This is a genomic window from Secundilactobacillus paracollinoides DSM 15502 = JCM 11969 (assembly GCF_001311135.1).
GTDB lineage: Bacteria > Bacillota > Bacilli > Lactobacillales > Lactobacillaceae > Secundilactobacillus > Secundilactobacillus paracollinoides.
The window spans coordinates 14,276-33,090 of sequence record NZ_BBAG01000016.1 but is presented as its reverse complement, the minus strand read 5'-3'; the positions used below and the strand labels follow the sequence as shown (position 1 = coordinate 33,090).

The following is an 18,815-nucleotide window of genomic DNA, read 5'->3' as shown; positions in this document are numbered from 1 at the left end:
GGAATGTTAGCCGCATTAAATCCAATTGCCTTTCATTTGGGGCCGATCCAGGTTCACTGGTACGGCATTTTTATTGCGAGTGCAGTTGTGATTGCAGTCACCCTGGCTGTGCGAGAAGGTAAGCGTCGCGGGATCGACCCCGACGATATTTATGACATGATCCTGTGGGCGTTGCCCGCAGCCATCATCGCAGCCCGGCTGTACTACGTTGGGTTTGAATGGTCCTACTACTCGCAGCATTTAAACCAGATCATTGCGGTCTGGGACGGCGGGATCGCCGTTTATGGGTCACTGATCGGGGCGGGCCTCGTGGTCTACTTCTTCTGCCGATCACGGTTCATCCCGGTCTGGCTCATGCTAGACGTTGCGGCACCGACCGTCATTATGGCACAGGGAATCGGCCGCTGGGGCAACTTCATGAATCAGGAAGCCTTTGGTCAAGTGACCAGTCTGAGCTTCCTGCAAGGGTTGCACTTACCACACTGGCTGATTGCCCAAATGTTCATTAACGGGGCGTATCGCCAGCCAACGTTTTTATTCGAATCAACTTGGGATATTTTAGGGTTTATTTTCCTGATGTCCCTGAGACATCAAAAAGGGTGGTTCAAGCAGGGTGAGATCTTCTTGGGCTACGTCATGTGGTATTCGTTTGGCCGCTTCTTTATTGAAGGCATGCGGACAGATAGCTTGATGCTGTTCGCTGACATCCGGGTATCCCAGTTGTTATCAGTCATTTTGTTTATTGGTGCAATCATCATTGTGATCTACCGGCGACGTTTGGGGAACCAAATTCCCATGTATCTTGATGGTGATCCATTTCGCAAAAAAGCCCAAGTGGCAAAAAATAAGGAGTAATTACTATGTCTGAAAAAATTGCAGTTTTAGGTGCGGGTTCCTGGGGCAGTATTTTAGCAAACTTACTCGATGAGAACGGCAACCAGGTGTCGCTTTGGTCCTACAATTCTAAGCAAGTCGAAGAATTGAACACCAAGCACACAAACACCCACTACATCAAGGACTTTACCTATTCAGAAACCTTAATTGCTTATGTGGATCTAAAGGAAGCACTGACTGATGCAACCACGATCCTGTTTGTTGTGCCAACCAAGGCGGTGCGTGATGTGGCCAGCCAAGTCAAAACGATTTTGGCTGAGACTCACGCAAAACCAGCCTTGATTCACGCCAGCAAGGGAATCGAGCAAAAGACTTACAAGCGCGTTTCAGAAATTTTGGCGGAAGAGATTCCGGCTGAAAATCGCAGTTCAATTACAGTCCTTTCTGGGCCAAGCCACGCTGAGGACGTTGCTAAACGCGATATTACGTTGATTACGGCGGCCAGCACTGACCTGGATGCTGCTAAACATGTGCAGAACCTGTTTATGAACCACTACTTCCGGGTCTACACGAATAGTGATGTTATCGGGGTGGAGATTGCTGCCGCGCTGAAGAACATTATTGCTCTGGGTACTGGTGCGTTACGTGGCCTCGGTTATGGCGATAATGCCAAGGCGGCTTTGATGACCCGGGGTTTGGCTGAAGTTTCTCGGTTAGGCGGCTCGTTTGGTGCTAACCCGCAAACCTTTATGGGGTTGGCAGGTGTCGGTGACATCATTGTGACCGGGACCAGCTCAAATTCTAGAAACTGGCGTGCTGGTGACCAGCTCGGTCAGGGCAAATCTCTGAATGAAGTCATCAACAACATGGGCATGGTGATCGAAGGCGTTGCTACCACAAAGGCAGCCTATGAACTCGCTAAACAACGCGGCGTTGATATGCCGATCACTGAAGCCATTTACCAAGTGCTTTATGAAGGTAAGGAAATTCGGCAAGCCATTTCCGACCTAATGCAACGGGAAGGCCGCTCCGAATTTTAGGGATAGAAACAAACTACTAGACATCTTTACTGATTTATAGTAAGTTAATCACCGTATTTAACTGTCAGAATAACTGGCTAAGAGAGAAGGAAAACAGATGGCAAAACAATATGATGTAATCGTTATTGGTGCGGGACCTGGTGGCATGGCCAGTGCGTTATACGCGTCACGGGCAAACCTTTCAGTACTCCTACTTGACCGCGGCATTTATGGTGGCCAAATGAACAACACGGCGGCCATCGAAAACTACCCTGGGTTTTCATCAGTTCTCGGCCCAGACTTAGCCAAGGACATGTACGACGGCGCCACTCAGTTTGGTGCTGAATATGCTTACGGCAATGTTCAGGGTATCGAAGATCAGGCGCGGTTAAGATCGTCACCACCGATACTGAAACTTACGAAGCAAAGGCGGTTGTCTTAGCAACGGGTTCTGAATACCGTAAGTTGGGTGTTCCCGGCGAAGAAGAATATGGTGGCCGAGGTGTGTCTTACTGCGCAGTCTGCGACGGTGCGTTCTTTAAGAACCGCGAAGTTATCGTCGTCGGTGGCGGTGATTCCGCTATTGAAGAGGGTCTTTATCTGACTCAGTTGGCTTCAAAGGTGACCGTCATTCACCGTCGTGACCAATTACGCGCACAAAAAATCATTCAGGACCGGGCATTTGCTAACGACAAGATGAACTTCGTTTGGAACAGCAATGTGACCGAGGTTTTGGGTGATGACCAAAAAGTAACCGGCGTTAAAGTGGTCAACAACCAAACGAACGAAGAGACTGTTATCGATGCTAGCGGCGTCTTCATCTATGTTGCATCTTACCTAAGACGGAAGAAATTGCCAGCTTAGGCGTGACCAACGAAGACGGCTGGATCGAAACGAACGGTCAAATGGAAACCAAGGTACCTGGCGTTTTCGCCATTGGCGATGTTCGCGCTAAGGACCTTCGTCAGATCACCACTGCAGTTGGTGATGGCGGTGTTGCCGGCCAACAAGTTTTCAAGTACATTGAATCCTTGAATGACACTGGCGTTAAAGCTTAATATGAAGAATTTTAAAGAAGCCTACAGTGGATACTGTGGGCTTTTTTTGACTGGTTTTTTCCATTATTAGGTGATAGTTTGTTGTATTCCACTAATGTTGAGCTGCTTTTCAGATAAGTTAAGCATCACATTGTCTTTAGATCAAGGTCGAAGAGAATCCGCCCTCGACTGCTTATCAGAGGGTCGACAGCAAGGCTTCTTCCGATGTGCTAGTTGACAGTCATGAGTAACTAGCCAGACCATTTGCTCGCCCAAGCGACAGGCACTATAATATGTAAGAAAGATAAAACGAAATGAGGCGTTCTAATGGCAGCTCAGTTAGCAGAAACATTGAATCAACAGGTGGTCTACCAGGTTCGGGAATTGACCCACGAAAACGACGCGCAGATCTACGCGTTGCAAAAAGCAAATCAAGCGTTCTTTAGTTTGTTTATGGACCATCATTTGACCCACCAGGAAGCAGTTGCTGATTTGGATAGCGTGGCGACTCAGGCGAAGGCGAATCAAAAATACTATCTGGGCTTCTTTGACCACGATAAGCTGGTGGCCAGTTTAGATTTGATGATCGATTACCCGGGACCCAAAATTGTTTGGATAGGCCAATATCTCACCGACCCTCAGACAGTGAGCGATGCACAAAAGACAACGTTACTGGCACAAGTCTTAAAAACGCTACGTCAGCTGGCAACTCAAACGGTCCAGCTGATCTTGCCAAAACGAGATGTGACTGATCAGAAATTTTACGAGGCTTTAAAGTTTGAAGCTGTTTCTGAGACCAAGCACCGCTGGCCGGCAGTAGTGTTGACGTTGTCATTTATCAACGTCAATTATCGTAAACGTCATTGGTGGCGAAACTATGTTCGGTATGTTAGAATAGACAAGCATTGCGTAGGAAGGCAGTTGCTTTCCTACTTTTGAGTGTTTAAAAAAGGGGGATTTAGGATATGATTGAACGTCAAGAAGATCGAAGTTCGACCTGGTATCAGAATACCAGCCAACTGGTGATCAGCCGCACGCCATTGATGAATTGACCAAGGGCGTTGAAGCCGGCAAAAAGGCTCAGATCCTTTTAGGTGCCACTGGGACTGGGAAGACTTTTACGATCTCAAACGTGATCAAAAATGTCAATAAGCCGACCCTGATCCTGTCACACAACAAAACGTTGGTGGGTCAACTTTACGGCGAATTTAAGGAATTCTTACCGAACAACGCGGTGGAGTATTTCGTGAGTTACTATGATTATTACCAACCGGAAGCCTACGTGCCCTCAAGTGATACCTACATTGAAAAGGATTCTTCAGTCAACGATGAGATCGATAAGTTGCGACATTCAGCCACGAGTTCCTTGCTGGAGCGTAATGATGTGATCGTGGTGGCTTCTGTGTCTTCGATCTTTGGGTTAGGGGATCCAAGCGAGTACAAGAACCACACCGTTTCATTGCGTGTGGGTCAAGAAATTGAACGTAATGATCTGATGCGTAAGCTGGTTGACATTCAATTTGAACGGAACGATATTGATTTTCAACGGGGCCGGTTCCGTGTCCATGGTGACGTTGTTGAAATCTTCCCAGCATCACGGGATGAACGTGCGCTGCGGGTCGAATTCTTCGGTGACGAAATTGATCGGATTCGAGAAGTGGATGCTTACGGGAGAGATCATTGGTGACCGCGACCACGTGGCCATTTTCCCCGCGACCCACTTTATGACGAATGATGATATTATGGACCACGCCATTCAAGGCATTTCAGACGAACTGGATGACCGGTTGGGTGTTCTGGAAGGCGATGGTAAGTTACTGGAGGCGCAACGTCTCAAGCAACGGACGACCTACGACATTGAAATGCTGCGGGAAATGGGGTACACCAACGGCATTGAAAACTATTCGCGCTTTATGGATGGTCGTAAACCTGGTGAGCCGCCGTTTACGCTGCTCGACTTCTTCCCAAAGGACTTTTTGCTGATCGTGGACGAATCACACGTGACGATGCCGCAGGTCCGTGGGATGTATAAGGGTGACCGGTCACGGAAACAACAGCTGGTCGATTATGGTTTCCGGTTGCCAAGCGCATTGGATAACCGACCGTTAAAATTAAATGAATTCGAGAAGCACGTCAACCAAGTGATCTATATGTCCGCGACTCCTGGTGATTACGAAATGGATCAGACGAAGGATGTTGTTGAACAGATCATTCGGCCAACTGGCTTACTCGATCCAACGGTTGAAGTCCGGCCAATTATGGGTCAGATGGATGATCTGGTTGGTGAGATCAATAAGCGGATCGATGCTAACGAGCGGACATTTGTGACAACACTGACCAAGAAGATGGCTGAAGATCTGACCGATTACCTGAAAGATCTCGGTATCAAGGTCGCGTATCTGCACAGTGATATCAAGACACTTGAACGGACGCAAATCTTGCGTGATCTTCGGTTAGGTAAGTATGACGTTTTGGTGGGGATCAACCTGTTACGTGAAGGAATCGATGTGCCCGAAGTGTCACTTGTCGCCATTCTTGATGCAGATAAGGAAGGTTTCCTGCGTAACGAACGGTCACTGATCCAAACTATGGGTCGCGCTGCCCGTAACGTGCATGGGTCCGTTATTATGTATGCAGACGCGATTACCGATTCCATGCAAAAAGCGATGGATGAAACGGCCCGTCGGCGTGAAATTCAACAGAAATATAATGAAGAACATGGGATCACACCACAGACGATCAAGAAGGAAATTCGTGATTTGATCAGTGTGACGAAGACGGATGAACACAGCGGTGAAAAGGACGACTTTGTTGAAAGTGACTTTGATGCGATGAGCAGCAAGGACCAAAAGGCAATGATTGCCCGACTAGAAGATGAAATGCGGTCGGCAGCCAAGAAGTTGGACTTCGAACACGCAGCAACATTGCGTGATACCGTACTAGAATTAAAAGCAGAAATGGATGCTTAGTGAGACATTCAGGTGACTATTGATGCCGGAGGAGGATTCGCCATTTGGCAAACGATTATATTGAGATTCATGGTGCCCGAGCGCACAATTTGAAAAACATTGATGTTAAAATTCCCAAAAACAAACTAGTCGTTGTGACGGGACTATCAGGGTCAGGCAAGAGTTCCTTGGCCTTTGATACGTTGTATGCCGAGGGACAGCGCCGGTATGTCCAATCATTGTCTGCCTATGCGCGGCAATTCTTGGGTCAAATGGATAAGCCTGATGTTGACTCGATCGACGGGTTGTCACCGGCGATTTCTATTGACCAAAAAACAACGTCAAAGAACCCCCGGTCAACCGTGGGAACGGTGACTGAAATCAATGACTATTTGCGGTTGCTGTGGGCTCGGGTCGGGACCCCAATTTGTCCAAACGACGGGACCGAAATTACGAGTCAGACAGTGGAACAGATGGTCGATAAAGTTCTCTCGTTGCCTGAACGGACAAAGTTGCAGATTCTGTCACCCATCGTGCGTGAAAAGAAGGGTCAGCACAAGAAAGTCTTCGATAAGATCAAGCGTGAAGGGTTTGTACGCGTTCGAATCGATGGTGAAGTCCATGATGTTGATGAGGAGCTTGACCTGAATAAGAATCAGATGCATTCAATTGATATCGTGGTTGACCGGATCGTTGTTAAGGACGGTATTCGGTCACGACTTTTCGATTCCTTTGAAGCAGCATTACGATTAAGCGGCGGATACGCTGTCGCTGATTTAATCGATGGCGAGCCCATTTTATTTTCAGAACACTACGCTTGTCCAATTTGCGGCTTTACTGTTGGTGAATTGGAACCGCGCCTGTTCTCGTTTAACGCGCCATTTGGTGCCTGCCCAGACTGTGATGGGCTGGGGATGAAACTTGAAATCGATCCTGACCTGATTATTCCAGACGATACGAAGACGTTGAGTGAAGGGGCCGTTGCGCCTTGGAACCCATCCAGCTCTAAGTATTATCCTGATATGTTAGCTCAGGCGTGTGCCCAAGCTGATATCGACATGGATACGCCATGGAAGGACTTGTCCAAGGATGACCAGCACTTTGTGTTATACGGCTCATCAAAGGTCATGCATTTTGAATTGAACAGTGATTTCGGTGGTGTTCGGGAGACCGATACCCCGTTTGAAGGTGTCATTAACAACGTCGACCGTCGTTACCACAATGGAACCGACTTCACTCAAGGACAGATGCAGCAATATTTCCGTGAGTTAACCTGTCAAACGTGTCACGGCTACCGGTTAAACCGGAAGGCGCTGGCGGTTAAAATTGGCGGCAAGCACATTGGTGAAGTTTCTGACTTTGCCATTGGAGAAGAACTGCCATTCTTTGACCAACTGCAGTTTAGTGATCAGGATCAGACCATCGCACAACCGATCTTGAAAGAAATTCGTGACCGGTTAACCTTCTTGGAAAACGTTGGGTTGGATTATTTGACGTTGAGTCGGGCAGCGCGAACGCTGTCTGGTGGTGAGGCGCAACGAATTCGGTTGGCCACTCAAATCGGGTCAAACCTTTCTGGGGTGCTCTACATTCTGGATGAACCGTCGATTGGGTTACATCAACGTGATAATGACCGATTGATTGCTTCATTGAAGAAGATGCGTGACCTTGGCAATACCCTAATTGTCGTTGAACATGATGAAGACACCATGAAGCCGCCGATTATCTGATCGACATTGGCCCTGGCGCCGGTGAGCACGGTGGTGAAGTGATGGCTGCTGGCACGCCTAAACAGGTGATTCGAACTAAGAAATCACTTACTGGTCAATATTTATCCGGAAAGAAATTTATTCCGGTTCCGGAGACCCGGGGCAAAGGCAACGGTAAGAAGATCACGATCAAGGGCGCAGCGGAAAATAACCTCAAAGACATTGACGTTGATTTTCCACTGGGTGAATTTGTGGTGGTCACCGGGGTTTCAGGCTCTGGTAAGTCAACGCTGGTGAACACCATTCTAAAACGGGTGCTGGCACAAAAAATCAATCGTAACTCCGAGAAACCGGGGAAGTATAAGTCGGTTTCTGGGATCAAGAATATTGAAAAAGTGATTAACATTGACCAAAGTCCAATTGGTCGGACACCACGCAGTAACCCAGCCACTTACACGGGTGTGTTTAACGACATTCGCGGACTGTTTGCGCAAACGAGCGAGGCCAAGCTACGTGGCTATCAGCAAGGCCGGTTCAGTTTTAACATCAAGGGTGGCCGTTGTGAAGCCTGTCATGGCGATGGTATCTTGAAAATCGAAATGAACTTCTTGCCTGACGTGTACGTGCCGTGTGAAGTTTGTCATGGTAAACGCTATAATTCTGAAACCCTAGAAGTGGAATATAAGGGTAAGAACATTGCCGAAGTCCTTGATATGACAGTGGATCAAGCATTGGAGTTCTTTAGTGCAATCCCAAAGATCACTCGGAAGTTGCAGACGATTCATGATGTTGGGTTAGGCTATGTGTCACTCGGTCAATCAGCGACAACGTTGTCTGGTGGTGAAGCGCAACGGATGAAGCTGGCGTCTGAATTGCAGAAGAAGGCCAATGGCCAAAACTTCTACATTCTAGATGAACCAACCACTGGTCTGCACGTGGATGATATCAAACGCTTGTTGGATGTCTTGCATCGCTTAGTCGATAACGGGAACACGGTGTTGATCATCGAACATAACCTCGACGTCATCAAGACGGCTGATCACCTGATCGACCTTGGACCAGAGGGCGGCGATGGTGGCGGCCAAGTGGTCGCAACGGGAACCCCAGAAGAGATTGCAGCAGCTCCGGGAAGTTATACGGGGCAGTATCTTGGACCGATTTTGGAAAGGGATAAGGAAAGGGCAAAGAGCGTGAAGCAGGGCGCTTAAGGGGCGGAGTGTAACGGACTCTGAGCTAAAAGTCTGGTTTTGACTTTTGGCTCAGAGTCCGTTACACAGTAGCCCCTTGCCCTGCTGAACGCGTTTCAGCAGAGTGGCCAAGAAAGCAGTTGCCAGAAACTCTCTGAAGCATAAAAGCTGAGTCTAAGCTGTGGAATCACCGCCAGAGTTTGCTAAGGTGGGGGTCCCCATCTGTCTAGCGCACTGCATGCTTGTTGTATAACGCAAAATAAAAAACAAAAAGTCTGAGCAATAACGCACCTCGTTATCGTCTCAGACTTTTTTATTACAAGAGAACAGAAATCAAAACAACCGCACTCACAACCTGAACAATCAAAACGCCGCCACCAAAGTAGGCGAGTTTCCGTCCAGCCTTGATAAATGCCGCAAAATTCAATCGCAACCCAATCGCTGCTAGTGCGGTGATTTCGCACCAACTGCTCAACGAATGGGCACCACTTGAGATGATTGGCGCAAACGTCAACCAAGAATTAAGCGCACAGAGGACGATAAAACCGACCACGTACCAGGGTAATGCCCGTTTTGCGCTATCCACCATACTGACCGACTGTTGGTCAGCGGGCTGGTGATGCCGGTGAATTTGACTGAAAATCAGAACAACGGCGATCAACATGATGATTCGCAAAATCTTAAACAGTGTTGCAAAGGTCGTTGTTTCCTGATTGACCATTGTGGCGCTGGCAATCACTTGACCAACGGATTGCACGGTACCACCAATTAGGGCGCCACGGAGAAAATTACTGTGGTGAAAGGCTAACAGGCTGATAAGGGGCAGGGTGAGCATTAGCACAGTCCCCATGAGATTAACAAGGGTGATGGCGAGTCGTTTATCATCGTCTTTGGCCTCGATGGTTGGGGCAATAGCAGCAATGGCTGATGAGCCGCAAACGGCGTTGCCACCTGCCATCATTAGGGTCATCCCTTCAGAAAAATGGAGTCGTTTACCCAAAATGAGTGCGAAGCCGATCGTAATCGTCATCTGTAATAAAATAAACGCGATCCCGCCTAATTTTAATTGCTGAATCGTTTGAAATGTAATGGTGGCACCCAGCAGCATCACGGAATATTCTAAAAGGCGTTTTTCCGACCAGGCAGTTCCACTGTACCACATCGGCTGACGAATAACTGTGTTGCCAAGCAGGACACCAATCAGCAACGCCACGGTTGGCGCACCAATCCCCTTAATGAGGTCAGCGTTGACCCACTGACTAATAGTTGCAATTAAAAAACTTAATCCAAAACCCGGTAGTACGGCACGTACAGGCTTCATATCAATCTCTCCCTCAATAGTAAGTTCTCTCTAAGACACTTCGTTAGTATACCGGGATTGTTGTGATTAATGAAATACTGATTTATAATATAAACTATTAAGAACTTTAATAGAAAGGCGAGCGTGTATGGAGCGAGACGTGCAAACATTTATGACCGTGTATGAGACGCGAAATTTTTCCGTGGCCGCAAAACAGTTATTTATTTCTCAGCCCAGCGTTTCGGTGCAGATCAATCGATTGGAACAGACCTTAGACATGACGCTATTTGTCCGTAATGGGCGGCGACAGGTTCAACCCACACCAGCTGCGGATCAGCTTTACCTGCCTATAAGCGGCTCGATGAAGAGTGGCAACAGACTTTCATGGCAATCAAACAACTGAGTGAACATCCTCAGATGCCAGCACCGATCGGGTTTTCACAAACGACGGCCGTGACCGTGATGCCGATGCTGATGCAGCAACTTTTACCGCATAGTGAATATCAATTTGAGGTGCGAACGATGAATTCAGAGGCCGTTCTAAACGGGATTGTTTCCCATGAACTCGCTTATGGTTTGATTGAAAAGCCCATGCTCGCAGATGCTGTTCGTCAGACCGAGTTGCCTGGCGATCAACTGGTGTTGGCGGGCGACCCCACGACAGATTTGTGGTTGTTGCGTGAGGCGGGTTCCGGAGTTCGGCACTATACGGATGCTTATCTGCGTGAACAGGGCATTACACCGACCCATACACTGGTAGTTGATACCAACCAGAGTATTATGGGGCTGTTGCAGGCGGGGATCGGGGAAACGATATTTGCTAAAGCGTTAGTGCCAGCTGGGGTGCCATCTGCAGAAATTGGGGCGAAATATCACCGGCACTTTTATCTGATTGGCCTTGAACAACAGCCTAACACAACGTTGCGTCGCCTGAGAGACCTGATCGAGGCCACACTTAAATCACCAGATTCTAACTGATTGTTGGTTTATTAAAAATTCATCGCAATGCTTGCAACATCGCTTGTGTTAGCGCTTTTAAATCGGTATGATGGATTTAGAATAGGGAAGAAAACGAGGTGAGTGTCATGTTTAGTATGCGTCCTAAATGGGGTTTTGACTGGCATGAATTAATTACGGGTATCTTATTCATTCTGGCGGCCCTGGTCCTAGTATTCGAACCAAATATTGGCATTACGGCATTGGCCGTTGTCTTTGGCTTTGTTGCCATTATTAGTGGGTTAACCACGATCTCAGGTTTTTCGAAGTTGCGAGAGTTAGTTGGTAACGTCGCAATCTTTGCACTGGTCATTGGTATTATTGACCTTCTGATCGGACTATTATTTATCATCAAGCCAACCAGCGGCATTATGACCATTGGCTATCTGTTTACGTTCTGGTTCATCTAGATTCGATTGAACGGTTGTTGGTGATCGGTCATCTACGCCAGTTTGGTACCGGCTATTACTGGGTGTCCATGCTTTTGGATATCCTATCGTTGCTCGTCGGAATCTTGCTGTTGGTAAATCCAATTGTGGCGGCGTTCTCGTTGACCTGGATGATTGCGTTCTACCTGGTTATTTTTGGGATCAACGCTGTTGTATTAGCTTTTGCACGGCGATAATTTCAGTTAAATGAATTAGGTCTCACTACCAGGAACTCGCTTCCGCAGTGTTGACTAGAAAAAGAATCTCTATGATATTAGTCTCTTAATATCGTAGGGATTCTTTTTTGATTTCAGATTAAGGCTCGGTCAAAAATCGTTTTCTTGAATTTGCTAGTTTTTTTAGTTGTATGCTTCCTGGTATTTACGGTGACCGTGTTGTGTAGGGGAGATAGGTGTTTAATAAGCGACTCTGGTTAAAAAGTCAGGCCACAATAGAACTCACTTTTGCTTACGCAGTAGCCCTCAAAACGCCTTGCTCCACACTCTTCGCACACCCGGCCCCCCATTGTAAATGACACACCAGGTATGTTACACTGTAAGTCTTAGTGTAGACAGACAAATGATGGGAGAATGCCATGACTGATAATGAAAAAATTCAACTCGTCATTATTTCAGGGATGAGCGGTGCCGGCAAAACCGTCGCCATGCAAGCTTTTGAAGATTTAGGGTACTTTTGTATCGATAACATGCCGCCGTCGTTAATGACGAAGTTCTGGGAACTCGTTCAAGAATCCGGTAACATCAAAAAAGTTGCAGTAGTGATCGATCTGCGGTCACGGGCCTTTTACGATGAAATCATGCAAATGACGAAGGATATTGCCGACCTGACGCTATCTGATTTAGGCCAGGTCGTTTTCCTTGAAGCTGACGACGAGACCCTGGTTTCGCGCTACAAGGAGACCCGGCGCTCCCATCCGCTGGCCCGCAATGGTCGGGTGGTCGATGGTATCAAGGCGGAGCGGAAACTGCTGGCGCCATTAAAGCAGGCTGCGCAGCTTGTGTTAAATACATCCAAGTTGACGCCGCGTAATTTACGGGAAGAGATTTTCCATAGTTTTGAGACGGGAGACACGGAGACCTTTCATATTGAACTCATGTCGTTTGGCTTTAAATACGGATTGCCGATCGATGCCGATATTGTGATGGACGTCCGGTTCCTGCCAAACCCGTACTACCTGCCAGAATTGCGGCCGCAAACAGGGAAGGATAAACCGGTCTACGATTACGTCATGGAACAACCAGAGACTGAGCAGTTCTATCAGCAATTTTTAGGACTGTTGCAGACCACCCTTCCCGGATACAAACGTGAAGGTAAAACGAATTTAACTGTTGCCATCGGCTGTACAGGTGGTCAGCACCGTTCTGTGGCGTTAGCAGAACGACTGGGCAATGATCTCGGGGAACAATATCCCGTTCATGTGACCCACCGTGATATTGAAAAACGAAAGGACTCACACTAAATGAGAAATGAGGAACGTCGTCGGCCCAAGATCGTTGTTATGGGTGGTGGGACAGGCTTGCCCGTCATCTTACGCAACCTTAAGGACCAGGATGTCGACATTACCGCGGTCGTCACTGTCGCGGATGATGGCGGCTCATCCGGAATTATTCGCAACTACGTAAACGTGGTGCCGCCTGGCGATATTCGAAACGTCATCGTGGCACTATCGGGGTTACCAAAATTGGAACTAGATCTGTTCCAATATCGGTTTGATAGCAAGGACCAATTCTTTGCGGGTCATGCCATCGGTAACCTGATCATTGCAGCTTTGTCAGAAATGCGCAGCGGTATCTTTGGTGCGGTCCAGGAATTATCCGCAATCATGAAGGTCGACGGCCATATTTATCCAGCCGCCAACGAGCCGCTTGAACTCAACGCAGAGTTTTCTGACGGGACTACGCTGACGGGAGAGTCTGAAATAACGGCCGCCCATAAACTGATCAAACACGTCTGGGTCACGCCCAGTAATAAGGACGGTGAGGAGCCGGAAGCTGTTCAAGAGGTTATCGATGCCATCATGACGGCCGACCAGATCGTCCTTGGCCCTGGGAGCCTATTCACCAGTATTTTGCCGAACTTAATGATCGGTAACGTGGGGGATGCCCTTCGGCGGACACCTGCAGAGGTCATTTATATCTGCAACATCATGACGCAAAAGGGTGAAACTGAGAAGTTTACGGATGCGGATCACGTCCGGGTACTCAACGACCATTTGCAGCAGAACGTCATCAACACGGTGCTGGTCAACACGCAAAAAGTGCCCGATGAGTATATTGATTACCAGCGCTGGAACGAAATGTCGCGCCAGGTCAATCACGATTTTAAAGGGTTACGTGAACAGGGGTGCCGAGTCGTTTCCGCCGACTTTTTGGAGTTGCGGGACAACGGGGCCTTTCATAACGGCGAATTGGTCGTTAACGAACTCATGAATTTATTGGGGCAGGTTGATTCACGAAATGCCGAGGGGAGGTAACGCCATTGTCATATGCCAGTGATGTCAAAAAAGAATTGACAACGTTAGAAGTCCACCGGGAGAATGCGAAGGCTGAGCTGATTGCGCTGATTCGGATGAACGGCGCAATGTCACTTGCCAACCACCATTTTGTTTTAAATATTCAAACGGAAAATCCCGCTATTGCGCGGCGCATTTACCAGCTATTAAAACAGTTTTATGATCTGGAAAGCGAACTGCTGGTTCGGCGGAAAATGAAACTAAAGAAAAACAATCTGTACATCGTGCGGGTCAATGCCGGCTCTGAAATGGTGCTGAAAGATCTTGGCATCTTTAAGGATGGCCAATTGATTGAAGAAGTCCCAGCCAGTTTATTTGAAAACGACGGCCAGGTTCGCTCCTATTTACGAGGGGCCTTTCTCGCAGGCGGGTCGGTTAACAATCCCGAAACGTCCCGGTACCATCTCGAGATATACTCTCTGTATGAGGGGCACAACGAGATGATTGCGAACATGATCAACAAGTACGATCTAAACGCGCGCACAACAGCTCGTCGCGGTGGGTTTATCACCTATCTAAAAGAGGGGGAGCGTATCGCAGACTTTCTGTCCCTGATTGGGGCCACAAGCGCCATGCTGAAGTTCGAAGACGTTCGGATCATGCGTGACATGCGTAACTCGGTCAACCGGTTAGTCAACTGCGAGAACGCCAACCTTGATAAGGTCGCAAATGCGTCAAGTAAGCAGATTGAAAACATCAAGTTTATTGATGAGATGGTTGGTCTCGGTCAGTTGCCACCGAAGTTACGCGAAGTGGCAGAGGTTCGGTTAGCCAACAAGGAAGTCAGCCTTAAGGAACTCAGCACAATGATTCCAAGCGGTGCCATTTCGAAATCTGGTATCAATCATCGGTTACGTAAAATCAATGAGTATGCGGATAATTTGCGCGGGGCGGAAGCTATCTAGAACGTGGAGAAGGACGGCGTTACCATAATAGGGAATCGCATCCGCGCTGCACCAGCTGATACAAGCCAGCAACCTTAGAAATTATTAACCAGTAAAAAGATGACCCAGCAAGGCGCTGGATCATCTTTTTTTGAATTCAGATTAAAAATCGCACAAAAAAACGAACCAGACAAATGTCTGATTCGCAAAGGTGCGTTTACTTACGGTCTTTTGAGCTGGTCATGATGGCATCGATCAGACCATAATCCACAGATTCTTGTGCGGATAAGTAGTGGTCACGTTCAGTGTCAGCGTTGATTCGTTCAATTGGTTGACCGGAGTTGTCAGCTAAGATCTTGTTGATCAATTTACGAGTCTTCAAGATTTCAGTAGCTGCAATTTCAATTTCAGTTTGTTGGCCTTGAGCACCACCAGATGGTTGGTGAATCAAGACTTGTGAGTGAGGCAAAGCAAACCGCTTGCCCTTGGTACCTGAAGATGCCAAGACACTGGCCATTGAAGCAGCCATGCCCATAACGATCGTTTGAACATCAGATTGGATGAAGTTCATCGTATCGTAAATGGCCATCCCAGAGGTAACCACACCACCAGGAGAGTTAATGTAAAGGTAAATATCTTTCGTTGAATCTTGCGCGTCCAAGAACAAAAGTTGGGCGATGATGGCGTTGGCCATGTCGTCTTCAATTGCACCGGAGAGCATGATAATTCTGTCCTTTAATAGGCGAGAGTAGATGTCGTAAGCACGTTCGCCACGGCTGGACTGCTCAATAACTGTTGGGACTAAGTTCATAGCTTTGCAGCCTCCTTATTTCGCTGTATTGTTAGTTTAATCTTGCTAACTGATTTGTAGTTTAACCCAATGGTCAAAAAAGGTCAAACAAAAAGGCCTCACTTTTGTGACCGTTAGTTAGCAGAATGAAACCAGCTGCATCTAGAATACCATAAAACGAGGCGAGACGGGCATTGGATTACTTAGTGGCCTGACCAGTTTTGGTCAGGCTACTGTGTGAGCTCGCCAGCTAATCAGACAAATAAGTGAAATTCATTGGATAACTGTCGAGATCGACAAGGTGGGCAGATAAATTAAAAAATAATTAGTGAAAACAATAGCAATCTCTTGACTTAACGTTTAAAATCAGTTATTATTACCACATCGTAAGGATAATCAATTTATGTTTTATATGTTGATTGCATTGCTATAACACACTTTTCTGAAAGAAAGCCTGCCGCTCACAGACTTCTTTTTTTATTACTTCCATTTGTGATTATATTAACTTGACGACTCAACCTAATTAAAACCTAAGGGAATATTCAACTGGAAGACTGCTAGTAAATTGAATAATAAATAAGCTTGAGACTGTAAATCTGCCTTTGACGAGGGAGGCAACTGGCGAAACCCAACGCAAAAAATAGGAAGCTAACCAGCTGGTTAGCTTCCTTGCACCGCTTTGTTCTCTTATGCGCCCGGAGGAATCGAACCCCCATTTCAAGAACCGGAATCTTACGTGCGATCCATTACACTACGGGCGCAACACGTTCATGTCCTTTCGAACACTAAATTACTATAACTGAAATTGGATAAAAATACAAGGGTAAAACCTAAATATTCTGAAAATTGCGTGTCAAACAACTTTACCAATATTTTACCGGCATACCGATTGCAATGAGACAGGGTGCCTGTTATAATGCACTTGTGGGTGAGAACCCATTGTTTTTTGACCTTAATGGGTCACAATAAGCATCGCTGGGACAATTGCTGTCCCAGCAACATAAGAGAGTTGGTTAGAAGATGAACATCGAGTGGAGATGGGTTAATGCGGTCGTACCAAAAATGACCCAGGAACTAATCGACCGTTACTCGTTGTTACGAACCATTCATTTGATGCAGCCGGTTGGTCGCCGGCTCCTCGCTGAAAAACTGGGTGTCTCCGAACGGAATGTTCGGACTGACCTCGAGGCGTTGGAGAGCAGTCAATTGGTGGCCATGCAATCTAAGGGTGTTGTGTTAACGCCCGATGGTGAGCGTGCCGCTGACCAGTTGCTGCCGCTGATTCAAAATCTCACTGGCATTCATAAGAAGGAAAAAGCACTTCAGACCCGACTTGGTTGGAGGGCTGCCGGATCGTGAGTGGGGATTCTAATGATCAGCCGGAGATCAAAACAGCTATGGGACAGCTTACCAATACGTTAATGCAGCACCACATGCCACTGGGACCAAGTATCGTCGCTGTCATGGGCGGTACGACGATGGCGGCCGTGGCGTCAACGTTAACGCAGGAGCTTTCGGAACAACGCCAGTTAACGTTTGTTCCGGCTCGCGGCGGCATGGGAGAGTCGCCTGATATTCAGGCGAATACCATTTGTGCCAAAATGGCTGCACGAACGGATAGTACGTTTCAGGCACTGTACTTGCCAGAACTGGCATCAGGATCCACGTACGCAACGCTGCGGTCCGAACCAATGATTGCTAAAACGTTAGCAACCATTGATCAGGCGAACGTGGCGCTCCACTGTGTGGGCGATGCGATGGCGATGGCAAAACGGCGCCAAATGCCAGCTGACGTGATTGCAACGTTACAGGAGCGACACGCCGTTGGTGAAGCGTTTGGTGACTTTTTTGACCAGAGTGGTCAAATTGTGTACCAGGTACCCAAACTCGGGCTTTCCATGTCAGATCTTGAGAGAATGGATCTGGTGGTGGCAGTTGCCGGTGGTCACACCAAGGCAGCCGCTATTGAGGCCTATTTCAAACTCCCGCCAGCACCAACTTTTTTGGTCACTGACGAGGGAACTGCTGACACGATTTTAAAGAAGTGATACTATGTTATCTGGTATTACTGCTTAAAATATATTTTTTTATTTCCTAAAGGAGGAAATCACAGTATGACTGTAAAAATTGGTATTAATGGTTTCGGACGCATTGGTCGTTTAGCGTTCAAGCGGATCCATGAACTACATTCTGACGACATTGAAGTCGCTGCTATCAACGATTTAACTACCCCTTCAATGTTAGCTTACCTTTTGAAGTATGATTCAACCCATGGTCGTTTCCCTGGTGAAGTTTCAGCTACTGAAAAGGGTATCGTCGTTGACGGTAAGGAAATCCCTGTATATGCAGAACCAAAGGCACAAAACATTCCTTGGGTTAAGAACGACGGCGTTGACTTCGTTCTTGAATGTACTGGTTTTTACACTTCAGAAGAAAAGTCACAAGCTCATTTGGACGCTGGCGTAAAGCGTGTCCTTGTTTCAGCTCCAGCTGGTGATGTCCGGACTGTTGTTCCTGGTGTTAACTTGGATACCTTACAAGCTAGCGACAAGATCGTTTCTGCCGGTTCATGTACCACTAACTGTTTAGCGCCTATGGCTTACTTCTTGAATGAAGAATTTGGCATCAAGGCCGGTACTATGACTACCATCCACGCCTTCACTGCTACTCAACAAATTCTTGATGGCCCTCGCGGCAAGAAGATGCGTAACAACCGTACTGCAAGCATCAACACTATTCCTCACTCAACTGGTGCCGCTAAGGCTATCGGCTTAGTTATCCCAGAATTGAACGGTAAGTTACAAGGCCATGCACAACGGGTTGCTGTTGTTGATGGTTCATTAACTGAATTAGTTTCAGTTCTTGACAAGAAGGTCTCAGCTGACGAAATCAATGCTGCTATCAAGAAGCACACTGAAAACAACGAAGCATTCGGTTACAACGATGACGAAATCGTTTCAACTGATATCATTGATGACCCTCATGGTTCAGTATTCGATCCTACCCAAACTGAAGTTACTACTAATGGCGACACACAATTAGTTAAGACTGTTGCTTGGTACGACAACGAATGGGGCTTCACTTGCAACATGGTACGGACATTGTTGCACTTCGCTTCACTTTAAGATTAACCTTAAACGTTAATAATTG

At 47.2% G+C, this 18,815-nt stretch carries 15 protein-coding genes, 1 tRNA gene and 3 pseudogenes; 16 read left to right on the top strand and 3 right to left on the bottom strand.

Annotated elements, in window-relative coordinates:
• The first annotated feature begins 3 nt into the window (after positions 1-3).
• The 6 genes and pseudogenes from lgt (at position 4) to uvrA (ending at position 8,755) form a co-directional block, all read left to right on the top strand.
• The gene (lgt, locus tag JCM11969_RS07175) at positions 4-855 is read left to right on the top strand and encodes a prolipoprotein diacylglyceryl transferase (RefSeq protein ID WP_054709866.1); all 852 of its coding nucleotides are present in this window, start codon (positions 4-6) and stop codon (positions 853-855) included.
• A gap of 5 nt (positions 856-860) precedes the next feature.
• Complete coding sequence (locus JCM11969_RS07170) at positions 861-1,874, top strand: NAD(P)H-dependent glycerol-3-phosphate dehydrogenase (protein WP_054709863.1); 1,014 nt, start codon at positions 861-863, stop codon at positions 1,872-1,874.
• A 97-nt stretch (positions 1,875-1,971) separates the two neighbouring features.
• Positions 1,972-2,911: pseudogene (trxB, locus tag JCM11969_RS07165) on the top strand (thioredoxin-disulfide reductase).
• 306 nt (positions 2,912-3,217) lie between these two features.
• Positions 3,218-3,829 (top strand): hypothetical protein, encoded by a 612-nt coding sequence (locus JCM11969_RS07160; RefSeq protein ID WP_054709860.1) that lies wholly within the window; start codon positions 3,218-3,220, stop codon positions 3,827-3,829.
• 26 nt (positions 3,830-3,855) lie between these two features.
• Positions 3,856-5,859, top strand: a pseudogene (gene uvrB / locus JCM11969_RS07155) (excinuclease ABC subunit UvrB).
• Between the two features lie 44 nt (positions 5,860-5,903).
• Positions 5,904-8,755, top strand: a pseudogene (gene uvrA / locus JCM11969_RS07150) (excinuclease ABC subunit UvrA).
• Positions 8,756-9,050: 295 nt separating this feature from the next.
• Here the strand turns inward: uvrA and JCM11969_RS07145 are convergent.
• On the bottom strand, positions 9,051-10,055 hold the full coding sequence (locus JCM11969_RS07145; protein WP_054709857.1) for a YeiH family protein: 1,005 nt from the start codon (positions 10,053-10,055) through the stop codon (positions 9,051-9,053).
• 139 nt (positions 10,056-10,194) lie between these two features.
• Here JCM11969_RS07145 and JCM11969_RS07140 point away from each other — a divergent pair, with 139 nt between their 5' ends.
• From JCM11969_RS07140 to whiA, 7 genes are all read left to right on the top strand, one after another.
• Positions 10,195-10,437, top strand: a complete 243-nt coding sequence (locus JCM11969_RS07140) for a LysR family transcriptional regulator (RefSeq protein ID WP_162231459.1) — start codon at positions 10,195-10,197, stop codon at positions 10,435-10,437.
• Entirely contained in the window at positions 10,419-11,012 is a 594-nt protein-coding gene (locus JCM11969_RS07135) for a LysR substrate-binding domain-containing protein (RefSeq protein WP_054709850.1), read from the top strand. The genes JCM11969_RS07140 and JCM11969_RS07135 overlap by 19 nt, the downstream gene beginning before the upstream one ends.
• 107 nt (positions 11,013-11,119) lie before the next feature.
• Entirely contained in the window at positions 11,120-11,440 is a 321-nt protein-coding gene (locus tag JCM11969_RS18840; RefSeq protein WP_225353175.1) for a DUF308 domain-containing protein, read from the top strand.
• Positions 11,441-11,460: 20 nt separating this feature from the next.
• The gene (locus JCM11969_RS18835; RefSeq protein ID WP_225353174.1) at positions 11,461-11,655 is read left to right on the top strand and encodes a DUF308 domain-containing protein; all 195 of its coding nucleotides are present in this window, start codon (positions 11,461-11,463) and stop codon (positions 11,653-11,655) included.
• Positions 11,656-12,053: 398 nt separating this feature from the next.
• On the top strand, positions 12,054-12,938 hold the full coding sequence (gene rapZ / locus JCM11969_RS07125) for an RNase adapter RapZ (protein ID WP_054709847.1): 885 nt from the start codon (positions 12,054-12,056) through the stop codon (positions 12,936-12,938).
• Entirely contained in the window at positions 12,939-13,952 is a 1,014-nt protein-coding gene (gene mgfK, locus JCM11969_RS07120) for a gluconeogenesis morphogenetic factor MgfK (RefSeq protein ID WP_054709844.1), read from the top strand.
• A 5-nt stretch (positions 13,953-13,957) separates the two neighbouring features.
• On the top strand, positions 13,958-14,896 hold the full coding sequence (whiA, locus tag JCM11969_RS07115; RefSeq protein WP_054709840.1) for a DNA-binding protein WhiA: 939 nt from the start codon (positions 13,958-13,960) through the stop codon (positions 14,894-14,896).
• 196 nt (positions 14,897-15,092) lie between these two features.
• Here whiA and clpP read toward each other — a convergent pair whose 3' ends face one another.
• Both clpP and JCM11969_RS07105 read right to left on the bottom strand, forming a co-directional pair.
• Complete coding sequence (gene clpP / locus JCM11969_RS07110) at positions 15,093-15,686, bottom strand: ATP-dependent Clp endopeptidase proteolytic subunit ClpP (protein WP_054709838.1); 594 nt, start codon at positions 15,684-15,686, stop codon at positions 15,093-15,095.
• Positions 15,687-16,355: 669 nt separating this feature from the next.
• Positions 16,356-16,426, bottom strand: a tRNA-Arg gene (locus JCM11969_RS07105).
• 301 nt (positions 16,427-16,727) lie between these two features.
• On the opposite strand from JCM11969_RS07105, the gene JCM11969_RS07100 reads away from it, so the two are divergent.
• The 3 genes from JCM11969_RS07100 to gap all read left to right on the top strand — a co-directional run bounded on the left by JCM11969_RS07100 (position 16,728) and on the right by gap (position 18,790).
• A complete protein-coding gene (locus tag JCM11969_RS07100) occupies positions 16,728-17,024 on the top strand; it encodes an HVO_A0114 family putative DNA-binding protein (protein ID WP_054709835.1) in 297 nt (98 codons plus the stop codon).
• A complete protein-coding gene (locus JCM11969_RS07095; RefSeq protein ID WP_054709832.1) occupies positions 17,021-17,713 on the top strand; it encodes a sugar-binding transcriptional regulator in 693 nt (230 codons plus the stop codon). The genes JCM11969_RS07100 and JCM11969_RS07095 overlap by 4 nt, the downstream gene beginning before the upstream one ends.
• Positions 17,714-17,779: 66 nt before the next feature.
• Entirely contained in the window at positions 17,780-18,790 is a 1,011-nt protein-coding gene (gap, locus tag JCM11969_RS07090; protein WP_054709829.1) for a type I glyceraldehyde-3-phosphate dehydrogenase, read from the top strand.
• Positions 18,791-18,815: the final 25 nt, after the last annotated feature.